This is a genomic window from Marinibaculum pumilum, from assembly GCF_042646425.1.
Lineage (GTDB): Bacteria > Pseudomonadota > Alphaproteobacteria > Ferrovibrionales > Ferrovibrionaceae > Marinibaculum > Marinibaculum pumilum.
The window spans coordinates 134,856-155,683 of sequence record NZ_JBHRTR010000037.1 but is presented as its reverse complement, the minus strand read 5'-3'; the positions used below and the strand labels follow the sequence as shown (position 1 = coordinate 155,683).

At 70.5% G+C, this 20,828-nt stretch carries 14 protein-coding genes; 3 read left to right on the top strand and 11 right to left on the bottom strand.

The window, feature by feature from the left end; all coding sequences use genetic code 11:
* Window positions 1-126: 126 nt before the first annotated feature.
* Window positions 127-1,725, bottom strand: coding sequence for a phosphoglycerate dehydrogenase (serA, locus tag ACFOGJ_RS23980; protein ID WP_379905398.1), 1,599 nt, complete (start codon window positions 1,723-1,725; stop codon window positions 127-129).
* 111 nt (window positions 1,726-1,836) lie between these two features.
* Window positions 1,837-3,000, bottom strand: coding sequence for a phosphoserine transaminase (locus ACFOGJ_RS23975; protein ID WP_379905414.1), 1,164 nt, complete (start codon window positions 2,998-3,000; stop codon window positions 1,837-1,839).
* Between the two features lie 160 nt (window positions 3,001-3,160).
* Here ACFOGJ_RS23975 and ACFOGJ_RS23970 point away from each other — a divergent pair, with 160 nt between their 5' ends.
* Together ACFOGJ_RS23970 and ACFOGJ_RS23965 are read left to right on the top strand one after the other, a co-directional pair.
* Window positions 3,161-4,351: an aminotransferase class V-fold PLP-dependent enzyme gene (locus tag ACFOGJ_RS23970; protein WP_379905396.1), complete on the top strand. Its 1,191-nt coding sequence runs from the start codon at window positions 3,161-3,163 to the stop codon at window positions 4,349-4,351.
* Window positions 4,348-5,529, top strand: a complete 1,182-nt coding sequence (locus ACFOGJ_RS23965; RefSeq protein ID WP_379905394.1) for an aminotransferase class V-fold PLP-dependent enzyme — start codon at window positions 4,348-4,350, stop codon at window positions 5,527-5,529. Before ACFOGJ_RS23970 ends, ACFOGJ_RS23965 begins: the two co-directional genes overlap by 4 nt.
* Window positions 5,530-5,550: 21 nt before the next feature.
* On the opposite strand, the gene ACFOGJ_RS23960 is transcribed toward ACFOGJ_RS23965, so the two are convergent.
* The 3 genes from ACFOGJ_RS23960 to ACFOGJ_RS23950 all read right to left on the bottom strand — a co-directional run bounded on the left by ACFOGJ_RS23960 (window position 5,551) and on the right by ACFOGJ_RS23950 (window position 11,998).
* A complete protein-coding gene (locus ACFOGJ_RS23960; protein ID WP_379905392.1) occupies window positions 5,551-6,753 on the bottom strand; it encodes an EAL domain-containing response regulator in 1,203 nt (400 codons plus the stop codon).
* Window positions 6,754-6,816: 63 nt separating this feature from the next.
* Window positions 6,817-11,430: a PAS-domain containing protein gene (locus ACFOGJ_RS23955; RefSeq protein ID WP_379905390.1), complete on the bottom strand. Its 4,614-nt coding sequence runs from the start codon at window positions 11,428-11,430 to the stop codon at window positions 6,817-6,819.
* 247 nt (window positions 11,431-11,677) lie between these two features.
* Window positions 11,678-11,998 (bottom strand): hypothetical protein, encoded by a 321-nt coding sequence (locus tag ACFOGJ_RS23950; protein WP_379905388.1) that lies wholly within the window; start codon window positions 11,996-11,998, stop codon window positions 11,678-11,680.
* A 95-nt stretch (window positions 11,999-12,093) separates the two neighbouring features.
* Here ACFOGJ_RS23950 and ACFOGJ_RS23945 point away from each other — a divergent pair, with 95 nt between their 5' ends.
* The gene (locus ACFOGJ_RS23945; protein WP_379905387.1) at window positions 12,094-13,539 is read left to right on the top strand and encodes an aminotransferase-like domain-containing protein; all 1,446 of its coding nucleotides are present in this window, start codon (window positions 12,094-12,096) and stop codon (window positions 13,537-13,539) included.
* A 27-nt stretch (window positions 13,540-13,566) separates the two neighbouring features.
* On the opposite strand, the gene thiD is transcribed toward ACFOGJ_RS23945, so the two are convergent.
* The 6 genes from thiD to ybgF all read right to left on the bottom strand — a co-directional run.
* Window positions 13,567-14,376, bottom strand: coding sequence for a bifunctional hydroxymethylpyrimidine kinase/phosphomethylpyrimidine kinase (thiD, locus tag ACFOGJ_RS23940; protein ID WP_379905385.1), 810 nt, complete (start codon window positions 14,374-14,376; stop codon window positions 13,567-13,569).
* A 3-nt stretch (window positions 14,377-14,379) separates the two neighbouring features.
* Window positions 14,380-15,723: a phosphoglucosamine mutase gene (glmM, locus tag ACFOGJ_RS23935; RefSeq protein ID WP_379905383.1), complete on the bottom strand. Its 1,344-nt coding sequence runs from the start codon at window positions 15,721-15,723 to the stop codon at window positions 14,380-14,382.
* A gap of 3 nt (window positions 15,724-15,726) precedes the next feature.
* Window positions 15,727-16,593, bottom strand: coding sequence for a dihydropteroate synthase (gene folP / locus ACFOGJ_RS23930; protein ID WP_379905381.1), 867 nt, complete (start codon window positions 16,591-16,593; stop codon window positions 15,727-15,729).
* A 74-nt stretch (window positions 16,594-16,667) separates the two neighbouring features.
* Entirely contained in the window at window positions 16,668-18,620 is a 1,953-nt protein-coding gene (gene ftsH / locus ACFOGJ_RS23925) for an ATP-dependent zinc metalloprotease FtsH (RefSeq protein ID WP_379905379.1), read from the bottom strand.
* 346 nt (window positions 18,621-18,966) lie between these two features.
* The gene (tilS, locus tag ACFOGJ_RS23920; RefSeq protein ID WP_379905377.1) at window positions 18,967-20,451 is read right to left on the bottom strand and encodes a tRNA lysidine(34) synthetase TilS; all 1,485 of its coding nucleotides are present in this window, start codon (window positions 20,449-20,451) and stop codon (window positions 18,967-18,969) included.
* Window positions 20,452-20,471: 20 nt separating this feature from the next.
* Window positions 20,472-20,828 (bottom strand): tol-pal system protein YbgF (gene ybgF / locus ACFOGJ_RS23915; protein ID WP_379905375.1); only part of this gene is annotated, 357 nt, incomplete at its 5' end.

Below are 20,828 nucleotides of genomic sequence, written 5' to 3'. Positions count from 1 at the left end.
CGGCCCTGGCAAGGAAAAGGGGAAAGTCGACGGCAGCTCTATTGAATACGATTGAAAGCGACACAATAGCGGCAGACGGCAACATTTGGTTCGGGTCCGCGGGACATCCCGCGGACCCGAATACCGTTAACCAGCCGCCGGCGAATCGGTTCCGAAGTTCAGCGCCGTGACCCGGCGGACACCGTCCAGCTTGTGCAGGTCCTTCAGCAGGGCCTCCGGCACCGCATCGTCGATGGCGATCAGCGACAGGGCGCCGGCGCCACGCGACGCGCGCCCCAGGGCGAAGGTCGCGATATTGACCCCGGCCTTGCCCAGCGCGGTGCCCAGATTGCCGATGAAGCCGGGCTTGTCGTCATTTTCGACATACAGCATATGGCCTTCCAGCTCGGCCTCGATCTGGATCGAATCGATCTCCACGATCCGCGGCTTGTGGCCGAACAGGGTGCCGGTGACGGTATAAGTTTCGCTGTCCGTCTTCAACACCACCCGCATCAGCGACTGGTAGAAGCTCTGCCGCTCGTGCTTCACCTCCGCCACGTCGATGTCGCGCTCCTTCGCGACGACCGGCGCGTTCACCATGTTCACCGAATCCATCTTCGGCTGCAGCACGCCCTGCAGCACGATGGCGGTCAGCGGCCGGGTGTTCAGCTCTGCCGCATGGCCCTCATACTCCACCTGGATGCTGCTGAGCCCACCATTCGCCATCTGCGCCGCCAGGCTGCCGATCTGCTCCGCCAGCTTCATGTAGGGGCGCAGCCGCGGTGCCTCCTCCGCGGTGACCGACGGCATGTTGATGGCGTTGGTCACCGCGCCCAGCACCAGATAGTCGGCCATCTGCTCCGCCACCTGCAGGGCGACATTCTCCTGCGCCTCGGAGGTGGAGGCGCCCAGATGCGGCGTGGCCACCAGGTTCGGATGACCGAACAGGATGTTCTCCTTCGCCGGCTCCTTCACGAACACGTCCATCGCCGCACCCGCGACCCGGCCGGAATCCAGCGCCGCCTTCAGGTCTTCCTCGACCACCAGGCCGCCGCGCGCGCAGTTGATGATGCGCACGCCTTCCTTGCACTTGGCGATCGCGGCGGCGTCGATGATCCCCTTCGTCTGGTCGGTCATCGGCGTGTGCAGGGAGATGAAGTCCGCCCGCGCCAGCAGCTCGTCCAGGGTCACCTTCTCGACCCCCAGGTTCACCGCGCGGTCCTCGGTGAGGTAGGGATCGAAGGCAACGACCCGCATCTTCAGGCCCTGCGCCCGGTCGGCGACGATGGAGCCGATATTGCCGCAGCCGATCACACCCAGGGTCTTGCCGAACAGCTCCACGCCCATGAAGCGCGACTTCTCCCACTTGCCGGCCTGGGTGGAGGCATCGGCCTGCGGGATCTGCCGCGCCAGGGACATCATCATCGCCACCGCATGCTCGGCGGTGGTGATGGAATTGCCGTAGGGCGTGTTCATCACGCAGATGCCGCGCTTGGTGGCGGCGGGGATGTCGATATTGTCAACGCCGATGCCGGCGCGGCCGATCACCCGCAGGCGGTCGGCATGCTCCAGCAGCGCCGGGGTCACCTTGGTGGCGGAGCGGACGGCCAGGCCGTCATACTCGCCGATGATCTCGCGCTGCTCCTCCGGGCTCAGGCCCGGCTTCTCGTCCACCTCGATGCCGCGCTCGCGGAAGATCTCCGCCGCGCGCTCGCTCAGTTTGTCCGCGATAAGGACCTTGACCATGTCTGTCTCCTGGTCGATGGCCGGCACGCATCCCCAGGCGCCGCAGCGCCCGGGGACGGTCCCGTCCTGGAAATGGATTGTTGTCGAAAGGGAAATCCGGGACCGGCGCCGTCAGGCGACGACGCGGTCGCCTTCGCGCAGCTGCTGCCAGGCCCAGTCGAGCCAGGGCATCAGCGCGGAAAGATCTGCCGTTTCCACCGTCGCGCCGCCCCAGATGCGGATGCCGGGCGGGGCGTCGCGGTAGGAACCGATGTCCAGCGCCACGCCTTCCTTTTCCAGCAGGCCGGTCAGCGCCTTGGCCGTCGCAGCCTGCTCCTTCTCCGGCAGGCCGGCGAACCAGGAATCGGTGATCGACAGGCAGATCGAGGTGCAGGAGCGGATCTTCGGATCCGCCGCCAGGAAATCCGCCCAGTCGGATGCAGCGACCCAGTCGGCGACGACGGCCAGGTTGGCCTCCGACCGGCGGATGCATTCCGCCTTGCCGCCGATGCGCTCCACCCAGGCGAGCGCGTCCAGCACGTCCTCGACGCAGAGCATGGAGGGGGTGTTGATGGTCTCGCCCACGAAGATGCCGTCGTTCAGCTTGCCGGACTTGGTCATCCGGAACAGCTTCGGCAGCGGCCGCGGCGGGACATAGCTCTCCAGCCGTTCGACGGCGCGCGGGCTGAGCACCAGCATGCCGTGCGCCGCCTCGCCGCCCAGCACCTTCTGCCAGGACCAGGTGGTGACGTCGAGCTTGTCCCAGGGCAGGTCCATGGCGAACACGGCAGAGGTCGCGTCGCAGATCGACAGGCCCTGGCGGTCTGCGGCGATCCAGCCGCCGTCGGGCACCCGGACACCGGAGGTGGTGCCGTTCCAGGTGAAGACCACGTCGCGGCTCCAGTCCACCTGGGAAAGGTCGGGAAGGGCGCCGTAGGGCGCCTCCAGCAGGCGGACATCGTCGAGCTTCAGCTGCTTCTGGACGTCGGTCACCCAGCCGCTGCCGAAGCTTTCCCAGGCCAGCATGTCGACGCCGCGGGCGCCGAGCATCGTCCACATGGCCATTTCCACCGCACCGGTGTCCGAGGCGGGCACGATGCCGACATGATAGTCGTCGGGAATGCCCAGCAGCGCGCGATGGCGGTCGATCACCGCCTTCAGCTTCGCCTTGCCTTCCTTGGATCGGTGGGAGCGGCCGACCAGCGCGTCGGCCAGAACGTCGGGGCTCCATCCGGGGCGCTTGGCGCACGGTCCGGATGAGAAATGCGCGCGCGCAGGGCGCGCGTCCGGCTTCATCATCGCTTATCCTTCCAGATAAGTAGCACCCCGTTGGGGGGGTGTGGCCCGCGGCGGATATTAGGGTCCGGCCCTGCGCTGTCAACGGCCATGTTGCGGCGCACAACCAGAATGAGGCACCTCTGCCGCGCGCGCGGCGTCGGTTGTGGAAGGAGGAAAAATGGCGGCGGATCGGCCGGAAAGTCGCGGCAATGCAGGGATTCTTCCCTGTCAGAGGTCGCTGTTCGAGATCCCGGACGAGGTGGCGTATTTCAACTGCGCCTACATGACACCTTCGCTTGCCGCCGTCCGGCAGGCGGGAGAAGCCGGCGTCGGGCGCAAGTCCCGGCCATGGGAGCTGACGCCGCCGGATTTCTTCACGGAATCGGAACAGGCACGCAGCGCCTTCGCCCGGCTGATCGGCGCCACGGCGGAGGATGTGGCCATCGTCCCCTCGGCCTCCTACGGGATCGAGACCGCGGCCCGGAACCTGGCGGTCGGCCCCGGCCAGGAGATCCTGGTGATTGCCGAGCAGTTCCCGTCGAACGTCTATCCCTGGCAGGTCCTGGCGGAGCGCGACGGCGCGACGGTGCGGACGATTGCACGCGGCAATGACGGCGGCTTCACGTCCGGGCTGCTGCAGGCGATCGGCCCGCAGACGGCGATCGCCGCCCTGCCCCATTGCCATTGGAGCGACGGCGCCCTGCTCGACCTCGCCGCCATCGGCGCAGCCCTGCGCCGGCAGGGCGCGGCACTGGTGCTGGACGTGACGCAGTCGCTCGGCGCGCTGCCGCTGGACGTGGCGGAAATCCGCCCCGACTTCATGGTCTGCGCCAGCTACAAATGGCTCCTGGGACCCTACAGCCTGGGCTTCCTTTTTGTCGCACCCGAGCGCCAGGACGGCGAACCGCTGGAGAACAACTGGATCGCACGGGAAGGGTCGGAGGATTTCCGCCGCCTTGCCACCTATTCGGACGCCTATGCCGCCGGCGCGCGCCGCTTCGACATGGGGGAGCGGTCGAATTTCGCGCTGATGCCGATGGCGCTGACCGCACTGGAACAGCTTCTGGAATGGACGCCGCCGGCCATCGCCGCGAGCCTCGGCGCGACCACCGCACGGATCGCCGGGGAACTCGGCGCCGCCGGCGCCGTCGTCGCCGGCGCCGGCATGCGGGCGCCCCATTTCCTGGGGGTGCGCCTGCCCGGCGGGCTGCCCGACGACCTGCCGCAGCGGCTGGTGGCGGAGAACATCCATGTCAGCGTGCGCGGCGATTCCGTCCGGGTGACCCCGCACCTGCATGTCAGCGACGCGGATATCGAGCGGCTCTGCGCCGCGATGCGCCGGCATTGCGGGCTGGACCAGCGGCCATGACGGCGGCCATCGACGGTCCGGCGGCCTGGCGCGCCGACACACCGGGGGCGGAGAGCGCCATCCACCTGAACGCCTGTGGCGCGGCGCTGATGCCGAACCCGGTGGTGGACCGGGTGAAGGCCCATCTGGACCTGGAGGCGCGCATCGGCGGCTACGAGGCGCAGGCCGAGGTGGCGGACGAGCTTGCCGCCGCCTATGGCAGCGCCGCCCGGCTGCTGAACGCCCGGGCGCACGAGATCGCCTTCGTGGAGAATGCGACCCGCGCCTGGGACATGGCCTTCTATGCCCTGCCGCTGGGGCCGGGCGACGTGGTGCTGACGGCGGTGGCGGAATACGCCTCCAACTTCATCGCCTTCCTGCAGATGCAGCGCCGCCGCGGGGTGGAGATCCGGATTGTCCCCGACGATGCCGACGGCGCCCTCGACCCGGCGGCCCTGCGCGCGATGATCGACGACCGGGTGAAGCTGATCGCCATCACCCACGTGCCGACCAATGGCGGGCTGGTCAATCCGGCGGCGGCGGTCGGCGCCATTGCGCGTGAAGCCGGCATCCCCTTCCTGCTGGACGCCTGCCAGTCGGTCGGCCAGATGCCGGTGGACGTGGCGGCGATCGGCTGCACCATGCTGTCGGCGACCGGGCGGAAGTTCCTGCGCGGGCCGCGCGGCACCGGCTTCCTCTATGTCCGCGAGGACTGGATCGAACGGCTGGAGCCGCCCTTCCTGGACCTGCATGCCGCGCGCTGGACGGGCGCCGACAGCTTCGAGATCGCCGGCGACGCGACCCGCTTCGAGAACTGGGAGTTCGACGTCGCGGGACGCCTCGGCCTGAAGATGGCGATCGACTATGCGCTGGACATCGGGCCGGACCGGATTGCGGCACGCATCGGCGACCTGGCCACCCGGCTCCGGGACGGCCTCGGCGCGCTGCCCGGCGTCACGGTCCGCGACAAGGGCCGGCAGCGCTGCGGCATCGTCACCTTCACCCACGACCGCCTTGCGGCGACGGACCTGGTCGCGCAGCTGGGGCGGGAGGGGGTCCGGCTGACCGTGTCGGGCGCCGGCAGCACACGCCTCGACATGGACGGCCGCGGTGTGGACGGCTTCGCCCGCGCCGGCCTGCATGTCTACAACAGCGAGGCGGAGGTGGATGCGGCCATCGCCGCCATCGCGCGCCTCTGACCGCAGCGGCCGGCGGACCGCTCAGACCGCCAGCACCCGCCGGTCGTCCAGGAAGCGCAGGAACTGCGCGAAGGGCAGCGCCGGCGCGAACAGATAGCCCTGCGCCACCTCGCAGCCCAGTTCGCGCAGCACGCGGACCTCGCCCTCGGTCTCCACGCCTTCCGCCACCACCTTCAGGCCCAGCGCCTTCGCCATGGCGATCGTGGTCCCGACGATGGTGCGGTTGTCGCTGTCGGAATCGAGATCGGCAACGAAGGCGCGGTCGATCTTCAGTTCGTCGAAAGGCAGGCGCCGAAGCTGGTCCAGCGAGGCATGGCCCTGGCCGAAATCGTCGATCGCCAGGCCGAAGCCGCGCAGCCGCAGCCGCGCCGCGCTCTCCGCCAGCATCATCTGGTCGCTGGCGATGGCCGTCTCGACCACCTCGAACACCATCCGGTCGCGCGGCAGGCCGGCCCGGTCGACCCGCGCCATCAGGTCCGCCATCACGTCCAGGTCGTCGAACAGGGTCGGCGACAGGTTGACCGAGACCCGGATCTCCGGCGGCCGCTCCCGCCAGGAGGTCAGCATGGCCAGGGCCTTGTCCATGATGTCGAAGGTGAAGCCGGTCATCATGCCGCGTTCGCCCAGGCGGGCGAGGAAGGCATGCGGCAGGACCAGAGAGCCGTCGGGCTCCACCAGGCGGGCCAGCACCTCCGCGCCCAGCACCCGGCCGCTGGCCAGGCTGAGCTGTGGCTGGAAATAGGGCTCGAACCGCCCGCGGTCGATCAGTTCGTCGACCATCGCCGCCTCGGAAGCGACGGCCGGTTCCGCCTCCGTCCGCTGCTGCGCCAGGCCGCGCAGGCAGGTCTCCAGGCCGTGGCGGGTCAGCGGCTTGCGCACGCTACCGGCCATATGCAGGCCATAGGCGCGGCCCATCCGCTCGACACTGTCCAGCAGCGCGCTCGGATGCCCGGACAGGATCATCAGGGCCGGCGGATCCTCAAAGCCCGCGATCCGCCGGATGAACTCCATGCCGTCCATCTCCGGCATGTCGAGGTCGCAGACCACCAGGTCCACACGGCTGCCCGGCGCACCGACGCTGGCCAGGGCCTGGTGCCCGTTCTCGCAGGCGATCGCTTCCGGCAGGCCGAGGCCGCGGCACATCACCGTGACGGCGAAGCGCTGGGTCGGTTCGTCGTCGACGACGAGGACCTGGATCCTGTGGAAATCGCGTCCACGCGGCAAGATCGTCTCACTCCGGTCTTTTCGTGGGCCCGAACCCGCACCCCCATTGTGGACCGGCACCGGTCACGATGACAGCCCGTTCGCCGAGATATGCGCCTCGACCCGCTCCGCGCGGCGGCCGACGGCCTGCCAGGCGGCCGCGACCGCGTCCCAGTCCTCCTCCGCCGCGGCCGCCTCCAGGTCGGCCAGCGCTACCTGCAGGGCGGTCGCGCTGGCATTGGCCGCGGCCCCCTTGGCGGCATGCGCCGCCTCGCGCAGGGCGCCGGCGTCGCGGCCGTCGATCGCCGCCGCCATGCGCGGCTGCAGGCTGCGCAGGGAGTCGCGGAACATCGACAGCAGCATCCCCACGGTCTCGGGATCGTCTGTACCCAGGATCTCGACCATCTGCGCCATGTCGATCGGCACCTCGCCATCCTCCGGCCGTGCCGGGTGCGGCGCGGCGCCGGCGGCGGCGGCCGGCGGCTTCCCCGCACCACCGAGCCAGCGGCTCAGCATGGCGCTCATCACGCTCAGGGTGACCGGTTTCGCCAGATAGTCGTCCATCCCCGCGGCGATGCAGCGCTCCGCCTCGCCGACCAGGGCGTTCGCCGTCAGCGCGACGATCGGAACATGCCCGCCGGCCTCCGCCTCCGCCGTACGGATGGCGCCGGCCAGCTGGTAGCCGTCCATGTTCGGCATGTGGCAGTCGGTCAGGACCAGGCCGAAGCGGCCCGGCTGCCATTGGGCCATCGCCTCGCGGCCATCGGTCGCCGTCTCCACCGCATAGCCCAGGATGCCCAGCTGGCGCTCGACCACCATGCGGTTTGTGGCATTGTCCTCCACCACCAGGATCAGGCGGCCCGCCGCCGCGGCGACCGCCTTCGTGGGCGGCGTCCGGGCCGGCAGCGCCGCGACCGGGTCGGCGACGCTGGGCGTTTCCGGGCTGATCCGCCCGACCGCCGCGCCGGCGGCACGCAGCACTGCGTGGCGCCGGAACGGATGGGTGACCGGGATCGGCTGCATCCTGACCTCACGCCCGTTCCGCACCCACAGCGCCCGCAGATGCGGCTCGTCCGCACCGACCGCGACCGGCGGCTGCAGGGCTGCCAGCGCCTCGACACCCAGCCGGCCGTCGGCCATGACGATGTCGAAGACGCCGCCCTGCACCGCGCCCGTCCCCGCCGGGACGCCGTTTTCGGCGAGGGTCACCGTCATGCCTGCCCCGCGCAGCACGGCCGCGATCTGCTTCGCCAGCGGCCCGGGGCGGTGGTGCAGCAGGACGGACAGGCCCGACAGGTCGACGGGCGGCCCTTCCGGCTCCGTCGCCAGGACCGAGGGCTCAGCCGGGATCTCGAACCAGAAGGTCGCCCCCTCGCCCGGGCGGCTGCGCACGCCGATCTCGCCGCCCATCAGCCGCACCAGCCGTTCGCAGATCGACAGGCCCAGGCCGGTGCCGCCGAACCGGCGGGTGGTCGATGCCTCGGCCTGGCGGAACGGCTGGAACAGCTGGGCGATATGCGTCTCGTCGATGCCGATGCCGGTATCCGTTACCTCGAAGCGCAGCCGCACGCCCGACGGGAATCCCGGATCAGGCGCGGCGGAGGCCCGCACCACCACGGCGCCGGTCTCGGTGAACTTCACCGCATTGCTGACCAGGTTGAGCAGGATCTGGCGCAGCCGCACGGGATCGCCGATCACCACCTCCGGCGCGGTGGCGTCGATCTGCAGCGCAAGGTCGAGGTCCCGCGCATCGGCCAGCGGCAGCACGGTGTCGAGGACCGATTCCGAGACCGCGCGGATGTCCACCGTCTCCGCTTCCAGCTCCATCCGCTCCGCCTCGATCTTCGAGAAGTCGAGGATGTCGTCGATGATCCGCAGCAGCACCTGGCCGGATTCCCGGATGGTGCCGGCGATGGCGCGCTGGTCCTCGCTCAGTCCGGACTGCTGCAGCACTTCCGCCATGCCGATCACGCCGTTCATCGGCGTCCGGATCTCGTGGCTCATCGCGGCCAGGAAGGCGGACTTCGCGCGGGTCGCCTCCTCCGCCGCGTCGCGCGCCTCCAGCGCGGTCCGCTCCGCCTGCTTCTGGTCGGTGATGTCGACGATGACGTTGACCCGCCCCCCGTCCGGCAGGGAGGAGACCGAGTACTGCACGTCCAGGCCGGTCATGTCGAAGCGGAACTCGGCCAGGTATTTCGCATCGGAGCCATAGACCCGGTGGCGGTACGCCATGAACTGCTCCAGCGTCATGTCGCGGCCGCGCTCATGTGCCTCGAAGATGTACCGCGAATAATCCTCGAAGCTGGGTTTCTCCTCCAGCACCGCCACCGGGAAGCCGCAGATCGCCAGATAGGCGTCGTTCCAGAACTCGATCCGCTGCCGCGGGTCGTAGACCAGCACGCCCACGGGAATGGTCTGCAGGATCGCCCGCATGCGCTCCCGCGTGGCCTCCGCAGCGTCGCGCGCTGCCTCCACCGCACGGGCCTTTTCCGCGATTTCGCGCTCCGCCTCGATGCGGCTGGTCATGTCCAGATAGACGCTGACCCAGCCGCCGTCGGGGATCGGGTTGACCCGCAGCTCGATATGGCGCCCGGCGCTCGCCCAGTATTCGGTCGTCACCCCGGGCCTGCGGCTGGCCAGCAGTTCGCGGCGGCGGGCGATATAGGTCTCGTAGGGGATGGTCTGGCTGGCCTGGATCTCGCCACGCTTGGCCTCCGCCACATTGTCGAAACTGCGCAGCTGGCGCAGCTCCGCCTCGCTGAGATTGGCGAGCTGCTTGTAGGCCTCGTTCCAGGTCTGGTAGTTCATCTCCGCGTCGTGGATCACGATCCCGGCCGGCATCGCGTCCATCGCCGCCCGCAGGCTCTCCCGCGCCTGCTCCGCCTCGTCCTTCGCCTCCAGCAGCGCCGCCTCGTCGCCCTTGCGCGCGGTGATGTCGGTGAAGGTCCGCACGGTGCCGCCGTCCGGCAGCTTGCGGCCATAGACCAGCATCCAGCGCCCGTCCGGCAGCAGGCGCTCGTGGGTGAAGATCTCCCGCTCCTCCGGCGCCTCCAGCCAGGCCTGCCAGCGCGCCACGTAGTCGGCGACCGCAGTGTCGGCGGGATCAAGATCGCCGCGTGCGCGCTGCGCCCTGCCCAGCTCTTCCGCCGTCGGCCGCCGCGCCAGCACGTCCGCCGGAATGCCCAGGATCTCGCAGGCGCGATCGTTCCACAGCCTGATCCGGCCCTCCCGGTCGGTGACCAGGACACCCTGCTCCATTGCGGCGAGGACGGTCTCCAGGAAGCGCGTCTTCTCGGTCAGTTCCTCTTCCGCGGCCTTCATTGCCGTGACGTCGGTGAAGGTCCGCATCTCCCGCCCCTCGGGCAGGGGCTGGAAGACGACATGAACCCAGCCGCCGTCGGGCGACCGGCGCTGGTATTCCAGCCGCTGCACCGGTTCGCCGGCCAGCCGCCGGGCCAGCCATTCGCGGACCTCCGCCGGCTGGTGCACCTGCTGGCCGCGGTGGATAGCCTCCAGTTCCGCGGAGCCGGCATTCCGGGCATAGAGGGCGACCGGAACATTCAGGATCTCCGCCAGGCGGTCGTTGTAGACCAGGATGTTGTCCTGCCGGTCGCGCATGATCACGCCCTGGTCGATGCTGTCCAGGACCAGTCGCAGCAATTCGCTCTGGCGCGCGGTTTCCGCCTCGATCCGGCGCGCCTCCGAGATGTCGATCCAGGAACGGACCCAGCCGCCACCCGGCATCGGGTTGTTTTCCACCCGCAGGACCCGGCCGTCGCGCAGGACCCGTTCATAGCCGAACGCCGCGCCGCTGCCCTCCAGCCGCTTCCAGCGCTCCTGCTGCTTCTGCAGTTCCGCCGGCGGCACATGCTCGAAATCGCCGCGTTCCTGACGGAAGGCGTTGAAGGCGCGGCTGGTCAGCGGCGTCTGCCGCAGCAGGTCGTCGGGCAGGTCGAACAGGCGTCGGAATCGCTCGTTATGGTCATGCAGCCGCCCCTCCGGGTCGACGACGGCAATGGCGTTGGGGATCGATTCCACGACCGACCGCAGGACCTCGCCCTGGCGGGCGAGCCGGTTGGCGAGGTCGCTGTTCTCCAGCCGGCTCTCGAACTGGTCGCGGATCGCCGCCTCCAGCCGCCGCGAGAAGATATGCAGGTAGATGCCGAAGCCGGCCGCCAGGACGGCGACCACCGCCATGTCCAGGCGCGCCAGGGTCAGCAGCACCACCACCAGCGGCCCCAGCGCTGCGGCCAGATAGACCCCATAGGCCGGGGAATAGGTCGCGTAGGCACCCATCGCGGCACCGGAGACGCCGCACAGGACGAGCAGGATCCAGGCGGTGATCTCGAAGCTGCCGGGCTCGATGAACAGCACCGCAAGGCAGCCGAACATGCCGCCCGAAAGGCCGGAAAGAAGCCGGAAGCGCCGGCCCCATGCCAGCGCCTGGCTGCGGTTCTCGATCGCCGTCGGGAAGCGCCGGTAGACGAGAAAGCGGACGAGGGCCAGCAGCACCGCCGCCGCCGCCCAGGCGAACAGCAGGGTGCGGTCGACCGGCTGGGTCAGGAGCAGCGCCGTGGCGGCGATCGCCACGAAACCGTGCCCGACGACCGATTGCTGCGTCTGGTGGCAGAAGAAGCGCAGCTGCTCCGCCAGGATGCGGGTGTCCATCGCCCCGCCGGCATCACCCGTACCCGCCATGCCTGTCTCCCCGCACCGCCCCGTCCGGATACCGCCCCGTCCGGTGCCATCCGTGCCGGGCCGGCCTTCCAGGTGATGCCAGTCTACGCGAATCCGCCGTCGCGGGCGTGAGGCTGTCCTGATGACCTTGGTGGAATGCAACGCGGTGGCGGGCGGGTGCCGAAGCGCCCGCCCGCCGATTTCGTCCACTTCCGCGTCGGAAAGGCCGGGATTGTCTTGCTATGTCAGGACCGCGGCGCCGGGGCGCCTACGGCCGTCTCTGCCAGTTGCCGGGAGCGTCCGGCCGGTCGACCCGGCCATGGCGCACCGCGTGCCAGAGGTCCGCCTGGTCCAGGCCGATGTCCCGCAGCAGGCGCGGGTCGGCCTGCCGCAGGTCGTGCAGGGCCTGCCTGCACCGGTACCAGGTGCGGTACGCCCGCCAGGTCGTCCATGGCAGGCGGAGGGCCGAGAGCGCCACACGGCGCATCATGTCACCCGCGCGCACGCCTACAGTGCGTTTGCCCATCTGGACGATGCCGTCGGTGGACGGAAGCCAGACGATGTTCTGCTCTTGCGCGTGATGACCCATGATTGTCTCCTTCAGAATGTGACAATCTCGGCTTGCTGAGTGGACGCGCGAAAATTGCATTGACACAAAAAGGGGTCAATGACTTTATTGACACCATGACAATTTGGACCCCGGACCTCCGCGACCGCGACGGCCCGCGCTATGCCGCCATCGCCCACGCCATCGCCGACGCCGTCGCGACCGGCGAGCTGCCCCCGGGCAGCCGCCTGCCAACCCACCGGGACCTTGCCTACCGCCTGGGCTGCACCGTCGGCACCGTCAGCCGTGCCTATGCCGCAGCCGAGCAGCAGGGCCTGATCGCGGGAGAGGTCGGCCGCGGCACCTTCGTCCGCCGTGACGGGCGCGGCGCCCCGACACCGGCCGCGGCCGACGGCCCGCCGCCGCGGCCGGAACTGCGGCGCGGCGCCGGCATCGCCGCGATCCGCCATGCAGCCGACATGGACAGCACGGTCGATCTGTCCTGCAACCTGCCGAATGTCGATCTCGCCCGAGATCTGCTGGGACGCGCGATGGCGGAAATCGGCGCATCGCCCGATCTGCCCCATCTCCTCGGCTACCCGCCAGCCGCCGGCTTTCCCGCCCATCGCGCGGCCGTGTCCCGCTGGGTCGGCCGCCATGGCGTCCGCGCCGCTCCGGACCAGGTGATCCTCACCGCCGGCACGCAGCAGGCGCTGGGCCTCTCCATCCAGTCGCTGCTGCCGCCGGGCGGCATCCTGCTTTGCGAGGATCCGGCCTATGCCGGCCTGCGCGACGTCGCGGCACTGGCGAACGTGCGCCTGCACGGGGTCGCGATGGACGAGAACGGCATGCGTGCCGACGCGCTGGCCGCGGCGGCGCGGGAAACCGGCGCCCGCGTCGTGGCCGTCACCCCGACCCTGCAGAACCCGACAACCGTCAGCATGGATGCCCGGCGCCGGGCGGAGATCGCCGCCTGCGCCGAGGAGCACGACCTGGTGGTGATCGAGGACGATGTCTATGGCGACCTGCCGCTGCAGCGCCCGCCGGCCCTGGCCGCACTGGCGGCCGACCGGGTGATCTATGCCGGAAGCCTGTCGAAATGCCTGGCACCGGCGCTGCGCCTGGGCTGGGCGGTGGCGCCGACCTGGCTGGCGGACCGGCTGTCGGACCGGCTGAGCGGCCTGACCCTGAATACCTCGCCGCTGAACGCCGAGCTGGGCCGGATCTGGACGGAACAGTTTGCGGAAGCCAGCCTGCCGGCCCTCCGCCGGGACATCGCGCAGCGACAGCGTCTGGCACGGGCGGCGCTGTCGGGACTGGAGGTGGCGGGCGACCCGGAGGCGCTGCACCTCCTGCTGATGCTGCCTGCCGGCTGGAGCGAGGCCGATTTCGTGCGGGCCACGCGTGAGGCCGGGATCCGCCTGGCCGGCCTGGATGCCTTCCGCCTGCGGCCCGACGAAGCGCGCCCGGGTGTCCGCCTGAACGTCACGGCCCTCAGCGACCTGAACGACCTGGTCGCGGCGGTGGAGCAGCTGGCCTATCTGCTGCGGCGGGCACGCCCCAGCGCCGAAAGGGTGATCTGAGCAGCGGCGCCCGGCCGGCGGGCGCGGTCAGGCCGCCCCGTCCATCGGCCGGACGGTATGGCCATGGTTCAGCGGGCCATGTCCGCGGCCGAAGCCGGGTGCGGTGGCGATCGCGCGCTGCACATAGATACGCGCCCGTCGCACCGCGGCCGCCAGGTCCAGCCCCTGTCCCAGGCCGGTCGCGATCGCCGAGGCCATGGTGCAGCCGGTGCCATGGGTGGACCGGGTATCCAGCCGCACATCCTCGAACCAGTGGATCCCGCCGGCATCGGCCAGGCAATCGCGGACGACCGGGCCGGGCAGATGCCCGCCCTTGACCAGCACCGCGGCCGGGCCGAGCGCCAGAAGCCGCCGCGCCGCCACCGCCTGCGACTCCGCATCGGCAACCTTCATCCCGGCCAGCACCTCCGCCTCCGGCGCGTTGGGGGTCAGCAGGCTGGCCAGAGGCAGCAGCCGCTCCTGCAGGACGGCGACCGTATCCTCGTCCAGCAGCCGCGCGCCGCCCTTCGCCACCATCACCGGGTCGACCACCAGGGGCACGCCGGGCGCATCGGCCGCCAGCGCGTCCGCCACCGCTTCGACGACGGCACGCCGGTGCAGCATGCCCGTCTTCACGGCATCGGCACCGAGATCCTGCAGCACGACCTGCATCTGCCGGCGGACGAAACCGGGATCCACCTCGTGGATGCCGTGCACACCTTCCGTGTTCTGCGCCGTGAGGGCGGTGATCGCGGTCATCGCGAAGCCGCCGAGCGCCGTCACCGCCTTGATATCGGCCTGGATGCCGGCGCCGCCGCCGGAATCCGACCCCGCGGCGATGAGAACCCGCCCCTTCATCGGTCAGGCCGCGGCGGCAATGGCGTCGGCCAGGCCGGCGACGACGGCTTCGACCGCCTGCGCATCCTCGCCCTGGGCCATGATGCGGATCACGGGTTCGGTGCCGGAGGGGCGGATCAGCAGCTGGCCGTCCGGGCCGAGCCGGTCCTGCGCGGCGGCGATCTCCGCCTTGACCGCGTCCTGCTCCAGCGGCTTGCCGCCGTTCAGCCGCACGCTGCGGGTGATCTGGGGCAGTGCATCGAACTGGTGGCAGACGGCGCTCGCCGGCTGGTCGGCCTCCGCGATCAGGGCCATCACCTGCAGCGCCGCGATCAGCCCATCGCCGGTGGTGGCATAGTCGGACAGGATGATATGGCCCGACTGCTCGCCGCCCAGATTGGCGCCGCTCTCGCGCATCCGCTCCAGGACGTAGCGGTCGCCGACACTGGTGCGCTGGAAATCCAGGCCCAGGCCGCGCACGAACCGCTCCAGCCCCAGGTTGGACATCACCGTCGCGACAACCGGGCCGGCCAGCCGCCCCTGCGCATGCCAGATCCGGGTGATTGCGGCGATCAGCTGGTCGCCGTCGACCAGCCGCCCCTTCTCGTCGGCCAGGACCAGGCGGTCGGCATCGCCGTCGAGGGCGATGCCCAGGTCGGCGCCGGAGGCGACCACCTCCTCCTGCATCCGCTCCGGCCGGGTGGAGCCGCAATTGTCGTTGATGTTCAGGCCATTCGGCTCGACCCCCAGCGGGATCACCTCCGCCCCCAGCTCGAAGAGCACCGTCGGCGCAACCCGGTAGGCGGCGCCGTTGGCGCAGTCCAGAACCACCCGCAGGCCGTCCAGGCGGAAGCCGCGCGGCAGGGTCTGCTTCACGAACTCGATATAGCGGCCGCGCGCATCCTCCAGCCGCTGCGCGCGGCCGAGCTCGGCGCCGGTCGGCCGCTCGCCGACCTGCAGCACCTCATCCATGTCGGCGGCGATCTGCGCCTCGACCGCATCCGACAGTTTATAGCCGTCGGGGCCGAACAGCTTGATGCCATTGTCGTGGAACGGGTTGTGGGAGGCGGAGATCATCACCCCCAGATCCGCGCGCATGGAGCGGGTCAGCATCGCCACCGCCGGCGTCGGCATCGGACCCAGCAGGATCGCGTCCAGACCGACGGAAACGAAGCCCGCGGTCAGCGCCGGCTCGATCATGTAGCCCGACAGGCGGGTGTCCTTGCCGATCAGGACCCGGTGCCGATAGTCGCCGCGGCGGAAATGCCGGCCCGCCGCCATGCCCAGGCGCAGCGCCGTGTGCGGGGTCATCGGCTCCGCATTGGCCAGGCCGCGGACGCCGTCGGTCCCGAACAGTTTGCCCGCCATGGTTCAGTCTCCCTTGCCCTTGCCGTCGCCGTCGTCCACGCCCTGCCGCACCGCAGCCCCCGATATGCCCTGCCAGACGGCCAGCGCCTGGCGGGTCGCCGCCACGTCATGGACCCGCAGGATATCCGCCCCGGCCGTGGCCGCCCAGAGTGCGGCCGCCAGCGATCCCGGCAGCCGCGCGTCCGGCGTCGGGGCATCGGCCAGATGGCCGATGAAGGACTTGCGCGACGCGCCGACCAGCAGCGGCCGGCCCAGCGCCGCGAGACGCGGCAGGGCCGCCAGCAGTTCAAGGCTCTGCGCCCAGGTCTTTGCAAAGCCGATGCCCGGGTCGAGCACGATCCGCTCGCGACCGATGCCGGCCGCCTCGCAGGCCGCGAGCCGTTCCCGCGCCCAGTCGCAGACCGCCGGCACCACACCGTCCGGATAGTCGGTGCGCCGCACCATGTCCGCCGGCGTGCCGCGCATGTGCATCAGGACGACCGGCCCCGGGAAGCCGGCCGCCACCGCCATCGCCGCCGGATCGAACGACAGGCCGCTGACATCGTTCAGGATGGCGGCCCCGGCCGCGGCGGCCTGTTCCATCACCGCGGCACGCCGTGTGTCGACCGACACGCAGACCCCTTCCGCCGCCAGGGCGCGGATCACCGGCACGACCCGCGCGGCCTCCTCCGCCGGCGGCACCTCTGCCGCGCCGGGACGGGTCGATTCCCCGCCGACATCGACGATGTCGGCGCCCTCCGCCGCCAGGCGCAGGCCATGGGCAATGGCCTGCTGCGGCGCATCATGCCGCCCGCCATCGGCGAAACTGTCGGGGGTGACGTTCAGGATCCCCATCACCAGGGGCGGTGCCCCGATGGTGCGGGAATGCAAACGGGCGGCGATATCCGCCGCCCGTCCACCGTCCGGCCTTCCGGACAAGAGCGATGCGACCGGGGCGGACCCGGTCAGGTCCCGGGCTGCGGTTCCGGCGTCGGCCCGCCCGCCCCTTCGGCCGGCGGGTCGTTGCGGCGGCCGCGCGCGGTAGGCGGCACGGCGGACCGCTGGCCGCGGCTCTGGGTGTCGGAATTGATGTCCACCGGCTCTTCCGGCCGGTAGATCTTCTCGCCCCGCAGCAGCGCCTTCACCTCCTCGCCGGACAGGGTCTCGTATTCCAGCAGCGCCTTGGCGACCGTGTGCAGGCCGTCCAGATGCTCGTCCAGGATGTGACGCGCCTTCTGCTCGCCCTCGGTGACAAGGCGGCGGATCTCCTCGTCGATCACGTGGGCGGTGGCATCGGAGACGTTCTTGCGCTGGGTCACGGCATGGCCCAGGAAGACCTCCTCCTCGTTGTCGCTGTACTGCAGCGGGCCGAGCTTGTCGGACATGCCCCACTCGGTGACCATCTTCCGCGCCATCTTGGTGGCCATGGAGATGTCCTGTGCGGCACCGTTGGAGACCTCGTCCAGGCCGAAGATCAGTTCCTCCGCCACCCGGCCGCCATAGGCCATCGCGATCCGGCTCTCCAGCTGCAGCTTGGTGAAACCAAGCTGGTCGCGCTCCGGCAGCGACATGGTGACACCCAGCGCGCGGCCGCGCGGAATGATCGTCACCTTGTGCAGCGGGTCGTGCTTGGGCGAGAACAGGCCGACCAGCGCATGACCGGCCTCGTGATAGGCGGTGCGCTCGCGCTCTTCCTCCGACATCACCATGGAGCGCCGCTCGGCACCCATCAGCACCTTGTCCTTGGCGGCCTCGAACTCCGCCATGGTCACCACCCGCTTGTTGTTGCGGGCGGCCAGCAGCGCCGCTTCGTTCACCAGGTTGGCCAGGTCGGCGCCGGAGAAACCCGGCGTGCCGCGGGCCAGGACCTTGGCATCCACGTCCGGCGCCGTCGGCACCTTGCGCATATGCACCTTGATGATCTGCTCGCGACCCTTCACGTCCGGGTTCGGCACCACGACCTGGCGGTCGAAGCGGCCGGGCCGCAGCAGCGCCGGGTCCAGGACGTCCGGGCGGTTGGTGGCGGCGATCAGGATCACGCCCTCGTTCGCCTCGAAGCCGTCCATCTCCACCAGAAGCTGGTTCAGGGTCTGCTCGCGCTCGTCATTGCCACCGCCCAGGCCGGCACCGCGATGGCGGCCGACGGCGTCGATCTCGTCGATGAAGATGATGCAGGGGGCGTTCTTCTTGCCCTGCTCGAACATGTCGCGCACGCGGCTGGCGCCGACGCCCACGAACATCTCGACGAAGTCGGAGCCGGAGATCGTGAAGAACGGCACGTTCGCCTCACCCGCAATCGCGCGGGCCAGCAGGGTCTTACCGGTGCCGGGCGGGCCGACCAGCAGGCAGCCCTTCGGGATCTTGCCGCCCAGGCGCTGGAACTTCTGCGGATCGCGCAGGAACTCCACCACCTCCTGCAGCTCCTGCTTCGCCTCCTCGATGCCGGCGACATCCTCGAAGGTGACGCGGCCCTGGCGCTCGGTCAGCAGGCGCGCCTTGGACTTGCCGAAGCCCATCGCCTTGCCGCCGCCGCCCTGCATCTGGCGCATGAAGAAGATCCAGACCGCGATCAGCAGCAGGATCGGGAACCAGGAGATGAAGATGTTGAGGAGCGGGCTGGCCTCTTCCTGCGGCTTGGCGCGGACCGTCACGCCCTTGTTGGTCAGCCGCTCCACCAGCTGCGGATCGTTGGGGGCGTAGGTCGTGAAGGTATCACCATTGGTGTAGACGCCGGAGATGTTCTCTCCGCTGATCGTCACATCCTTCACCTGCCCGGATTCCACGCTGGAAACGAAGGTGGAATAGGGAACCTCCTTGCCCGCCGTCCGGGTGGAGGTGTTGCTGAAGAGATTGAACAGCGCAACGACGAGCAATCCGATGATCACCCAAAGCGCGAGGTTCTTGCCCAGATTTCCCAATGAACTTATCCCTATTCTGGGAACTGATCCCTATTCCGGGACCTGATCCCTGTTCCGGGAACCGATCCCCGTCCCGGCAAGCGCCCGCGCCCGGTCGGGCCGCCCAGCCGAAACCTGATACCGCCGATGAACGGCGCTGCCCTGCCTGCCGCCCAGGCGGGACCATCTGCTTGCGGTCCATTCTGCGACGGGCAGGGGCGCCATGCCAAGCGGCATGGTGCCGCGACGGCAGGCGGACACCCAGGCCGGGCCTCCGCGACCGCCCGACCCGACCGCCGCCTCGATTGGCATCATTCTAGATAGGGCTGCCTGGGGTCGCGAACAAGCGAGAGCGGCACCGCATCTATCAAGGTGGATGTACCGTTTCGCGGACCGCAGGGCATGCGACTCCCTGATCCGGCGTCAGGGCCGCCGCCAAGGTTTCCCAATGCCAGGGCCGGAAGGGGTTCACCGCCGCGCGCGACAGCCCGATATCCGCCGCGGACAGCCCCGCCACCGACCCTGCCGCATGCGGCAGGGTCGGCAGGCCGGCAAGCCGGCTGCCGCGATAGATGGCCGGCAGACCGGGACGGGCCGGCGCCGGGAGCGCCTGCAGCAGGTCGCGCAAAGCGGCGGCGGCGGGGCCCGCACCGCAGAGCAGCCGCGCCGCACGGGCCGGGCTCATCGCACCGAACTCCCGCAAGACCGGCACCGCGCCGTCCGCCGCCGGCGGCGGCAGCCAGCGGTCAGGCACGTGCAGCCGGAACCGGTCGCCCCAGCCGGTCGCCAGGCCCGGTGTGATCGGCAGTTCCGGAAGCGGCTGCCGGCGCTCGCGCAGCAGCAGATAGCGCCCGCCAGCGAGCCTGTGGAACAGACAGCCGGCCAGGGTGACGGCGGGAGTGCCGCCGGACAGGCCACGCCAGAGGCGGGCGACGGCGTCATGTGCGGGGGCCGTTCCGCCGCTGGAAAGCAGTCCGCGCAGCAGATGGCATGCCATGTCGTCGCCGGCTGCGGCGAGCGGCGCCAGCGACAGCCGGTCGTCCCCGTGCGGCGACAGGACGAGTGCGCGCCGCAGCAGGGCGTCGGCCGCCTGTCCGCGCTCCCGCGCCCGCCGGCGGGCCGCTTCAGCCGCCGCGACCAGCCGTTCCCGCCGGCCGTCACCGTCCAGCGTCCGCCGCACCCGGATGCGCTCGAACCGAGGGTCGCCGTTGCTGGGATCCTCCAGCCAGGGCAAGGCCTGCCGGCGAAGCCAGTGGCGAAGCTCCGCCCGGCCGAAGCCCAGCAGCGGCCGCAGCAGCAGCGGGCGGCCCGGCAGGTCATGTCGGCGGACCACGGGTGCCATGCCGCCCAGGCCGTCATGGCCGGTGCCGCGCTGCAGGCGCATCTCCACGGTTTCCGCCTGGTCGTCCGCATTATGCGCAAGCAGAATCGCTGCCGCGCCCGCGGACGATGCCGCCTCGTCCAGCAGCCGGTAGCGCAGGGCACGGGCCGCGGCCTGCAATCCGCCGGCCGGCAGGTCGCCCGGCCGTCCTTTCAGGACCTGGTGGGACAGGCCAAGCGCCGCCGCCCAGCGGCCGACCTGCGCCGCCTCGGCGGCCGCTTCCGGCCGGAGGCCGTGGTCCACCGTTGCCACCGCCAGGCGATGCCGCAATTCCGGACGGCCGTGCATCAGGTGCAGCAGCGCAATGCTGTCGCCGCCGCCGGAGACGGCAAGCAGCAACAGTCCGTCGGGCAGCGGACCATCGGGCAGGCCGATGCGGCGCAGCGCCGCCGCGAACCGGGCGGCGAGCCCGGCTTCGGGTTGCGCCCGCATGGCGGCAGGCGGCGGTGTCGTGGAGAAGGCGCTGGGCATGTCCGGCCCGGCGCGGCCGGCTAGCAGCCCGCGCGCTGCTGCTCGCTCCGGGCCCGGTCCAGAATCAGCCGCGGCGCGTTGGGAAATTCCGACAGGAGGTTGCTGAAGACCGGGCAGGCCTCCGCCTTCTGCCCCATCGCCACCAGGGAGACGCCCAGTTTCAGCAGGTTGTCGGGTGCCTTCTGGCTTTTCGGATGGTTCCGGTAGCCGGCCAGGAAGGCGGCGGCGGCCTGTTCGTACTCGTTGCGCGCATAGTAGGTCTCGCCCAGCCAGTATTGCGCGTTCCCCGCCAGGTCGTCCTTCGGATAATCCTTCAGGAAGGATTGCAGGGCCGCTTCCGCGTCGGCCAGCTGACCGACCCGGATCAGGCGGAGGGA

Excerpts from the sequence above, each read along its gene's own strand:
- serA (WP_379905398.1), bottom strand. The coding sequence starts at position 1,725 with ATGGTCAAGGTCCTTATCGCGGACAAACTGAGCGAGCGCGCGGCGGAG.
- ACFOGJ_RS23975 (WP_379905414.1), bottom strand. The coding sequence starts at position 3,000 with ATGAAGCCGGACGCGCGCCCTGCGCGCGCGCATTTCTCATCCGGACCG.
- ACFOGJ_RS23970 (WP_379905396.1), top strand. The coding sequence starts at position 3,161 with ATGGCGGCGGATCGGCCGGAAAGTCGCGGCAATGCAGGGATTCTTCCC.
- ACFOGJ_RS23965 (WP_379905394.1), top strand. The coding sequence starts at position 4,348 with ATGACGGCGGCCATCGACGGTCCGGCGGCCTGGCGCGCCGACACACCG.
- ACFOGJ_RS23955 (WP_379905390.1), bottom strand. The coding sequence starts at position 11,430 with ATGGCGGGTACGGGTGATGCCGGCGGGGCGATGGACACCCGCATCCTG.
- ACFOGJ_RS23950 (WP_379905388.1), bottom strand. The coding sequence starts at position 11,998 with ATGGGTCATCACGCGCAAGAGCAGAACATCGTCTGGCTTCCGTCCACC.
- ACFOGJ_RS23945 (WP_379905387.1), top strand. The coding sequence starts at position 12,094 with ATGACAATTTGGACCCCGGACCTCCGCGACCGCGACGGCCCGCGCTAT.
- thiD (WP_379905385.1), bottom strand. The coding sequence starts at position 14,376 with ATGAAGGGGCGGGTTCTCATCGCCGCGGGGTCGGATTCCGGCGGCGGC.
- glmM (WP_379905383.1), bottom strand. The coding sequence starts at position 15,723 with ATGGCGGGCAAACTGTTCGGGACCGACGGCGTCCGCGGCCTGGCCAAT.
- tilS (WP_379905377.1), bottom strand. The coding sequence starts at position 20,451 with ATGCCCAGCGCCTTCTCCACGACACCGCCGCCTGCCGCCATGCGGGCG.